This window comes from Myxacorys sp. (genome assembly GCF_059501405.1).
This window is the reverse complement of sequence record NZ_JCACCM010000048.1, coordinates 1-2,801: the sequence shown is the minus strand read 5'-3', so window position 1 is coordinate 2,801 and position 2,801 is coordinate 1. Positions and strand designations below refer to the sequence as shown.

1 protein-coding gene and 1 pseudogene are annotated in these 2,801 nt (G+C 49.1%); both read left to right on the top strand.

The genetic code is table 11. The features are described from left to right. Window positions 1-159 precede the first annotated feature (159 nt). Window positions 160-1,221 (top strand): annotated as a pseudogene (locus AC5I6P_RS04680) (IS4 family transposase). 198 nt (window positions 1,222-1,419) lie between these two features. After that, complete coding sequence (locus tag AC5I6P_RS04675) at window positions 1,420-2,655, top strand: DUF4336 domain-containing protein (protein WP_495692597.1); 1,236 nt, start codon at window positions 1,420-1,422, stop codon at window positions 2,653-2,655. The last annotated feature ends 146 nt before the right edge of the window (window positions 2,656-2,801 follow it).

Below are 2,801 nucleotides of genomic sequence, written 5' to 3'. Positions count from 1 at the left end.
AATGTGAGTAGACTGGCATTCCGGGCACTGCAGAGAATCACCTTATCCATCTCTCTATTATGCAACGCCAATTCTGACCTAAGTACAGGACAAAAGCTTGCAAATGTTTGGAGGGAGGGGGCTTCATGAGAATTACCACATTCAAAGCATGGAACCCCCATGAATCAGATTACTCTAATCCAAAAAACATTGCAGCCTCATCTTGGATAGCACGGAGCCAGGGTAAGTTTTCTAGCCCTGTTCTTGGTCGCCCTGTTTCGGGTTAAGACAGTGAACTTGACTCAACTCGCGGCAGGCTTCATCAATCAGGCCAAACTAGAATCAAACTATAAACGACTGCAACGGTTTTTGGGCAAGTTTGAGTTGGATTACGTCACCCTGGCTCACCTGGTCGTGAGTCTGATGGAGATCCCTCAACCCTGGGTGTTGTCGCTTGACCGAACGACCTGGGAGTTTGGCGATTGTGTCCACAATATCTTGATGCTGGGGGTTGTTCACAAAGGCGTTGCCTTTCCCCTACTTTGGTGGATGCTGGATAAAACGGGCAACTCCAACACGGATGAACGGATTGACCTATTGGAGGAGTTTTTTCAGGTATTTCCCGAGGTTGAAGTGGAATACCTGACGGCAGACCGGGAATTTTTGGGGCAGGATTGGTTTGGGTATTTGTTGGAGCAAAGCTGCTGTGAATTCCGCATTCGGATTCGAGAGAGCGACAAACTCGGGAATAGCTGCCAATCGCTGAAAGCGAAGGTCGTCTTCAGTGCTCTAAAAGTTGGAGAGCGGCAAGTTTTGCGACATCGTCGCCAGCTTTGGAGTCATTGGGTTTACGTGAGTGCCTTACGGCTTGAGGATGGGAAATTGTTGATTGTCGTCACCAACCATCGTCCTCATCGAGCCATTGCGGATTACGGTAAAAGGTGGGCCATTGAAACCCTATTTGGTTGTCTCAAGACCCGAGGATTTTGTTTGGAGTCCACGCATCTGAAAGACCCGGAGCGTCTTAGCCGGATGGTCGCGCTTCTGACCATTGCCTTATGTTGGGCATTTCGCACGGGGGAATGGCTAGCCGAACAAAAGACGATCCCAGTCAAAAAGCATGGACGTAAAGCCAAGAGTATCTTTCGCTATGGTTTCGACCACCTGCGTCAAATATTCCTGAATCTAGAGTTGTTCGTCGATGAGTTTGTCCACGTTCTTCAATTTTTGTCCTGTACTTAGCTTCCCTACAGTTTCTCTCTTTGTCGCTAGACCATTGTTTTATTGGTATTTACTAATAACTTTTTTTCTTTTTTAATTTATTGAGCTTCGCGCTGCAACCTTCTGAAGAAATTGATAAGTTGTCTAAACTTTAGTGCTGAAAATTCAATCCTCATGGCTGGGGCGCTAGAAATAAAGAGCAGGCGTCACAGGGACTTCATGATGAATAGGTGGGGAAAGCTCAAATCAAAGGAACAGCTTCACGATCTGATGCCGCAGTCCCGCGACTGGGTTTGGTCGTTCTGGTTTACCCTACCGCTTTACCCCTATCGTCAGCGGCGAACGCTCTGCCGGGAAGTCGTTGCGGATACCATCTGGAGCTTTGAGCAACTGCACGGCATTCTATATACCGTGATTCCGATTCGGATGACGGTCGTGCGACTTGAAGCTGGCGGGCTGCTCGTTTATGCGCCCATTGCCCCTACGCTAGAATGTCTGCGTTTGGTCAAAACGTTGGTAGCAAAGTATGGTGATGTGAAGTACATTCTGCTGCCGACGGCTTCCGGGCTAGAGCATAAAGTGTTTGTCGGACCCTTTGCGCGGTGTTTCCCGACGGCTCAAGTGTTCGTTGCGCCGCATCAGTGGAGTTTTCCGGTGAATCTTCCTCTAAGTTGGTTAGGCTTTCCCAAACACCGCACCCAAGTTCTTCCCGAAGATAATCATCAGGTTCCGTTTGCCAACGAATTTGATTATGCCGTTCTTGATATTGATCTCGGTCGTGGCGCGTTTGTGGAAGTGGCGCTGCTGCATAAAGCATCACGATCGCTGCTGGTGACAGATACAATCCTTTCCATTGGAGAAGCTCCGTCTGCAATCGCACAACTCGATCCCTATCCGTTACTGTTTCACGCCAGAGAAAGCGCGGCTGAACCTATCGAGAACACTGAAGCGAATCGGCGCAAAGGTTGGCAGCGCATCGCGTTGTTTGCTGTGTATTTTCGTCCAGCAACACTCGAACCTGTTGGGCTAAGGCGGGCAGTTCTCGACGCCCTCAAAGCTCCAGATCGCTCCAGGAAAGCGTATTTCGGGTTGCTTCTCTGGCGATGGCAATCTGATTGGCAGCGATCGTTTGAATGGCTGAGCGCGAAGGGGAGACCGTTTGTGGCTCCCGTGCTGCAAACCTTGATTTTGCCACAAGCGCCGCAACAAGCTATCGAGTGGGCAAATCAAATTTCTGGTTGGGACTTTTCTCGCATCATTCCGTGCCATTTTGATGCCCCCGTTGCAGCCACACTCCTTCAGTTCCGGCAAGCCTTTACATTCTTAGAGAAACCCGTCGGTGGTGAGCACGTTGATCACTCAGGTTTACCTGAAACCGATGTTGCCTTCATTCAGAACCTGGAAGCAAAGCTTCTGGAATGGAGAATTGCGACACCACCGAAAGAGAAGGTGTAAGTTGAACTGAGAACATTTCTGGAACTATTCTCCTATTCAACCCTCACAGCCCCAGCGAACGCTTTCAGCCCTGCAAGCTTTCACATAATCCTTAGAGTTGTCGGGAAATAAAAACAAAGGTAGCTAACATGACCTTTCAAGTTCTT

Excerpts from the sequence above, each read along its gene's own strand:
- AC5I6P_RS04675 (WP_495692597.1), top strand. The coding sequence starts at position 1,420 with ATGATGAATAGGTGGGGAAAGCTCAAATCAAAGGAACAGCTTCACGAT.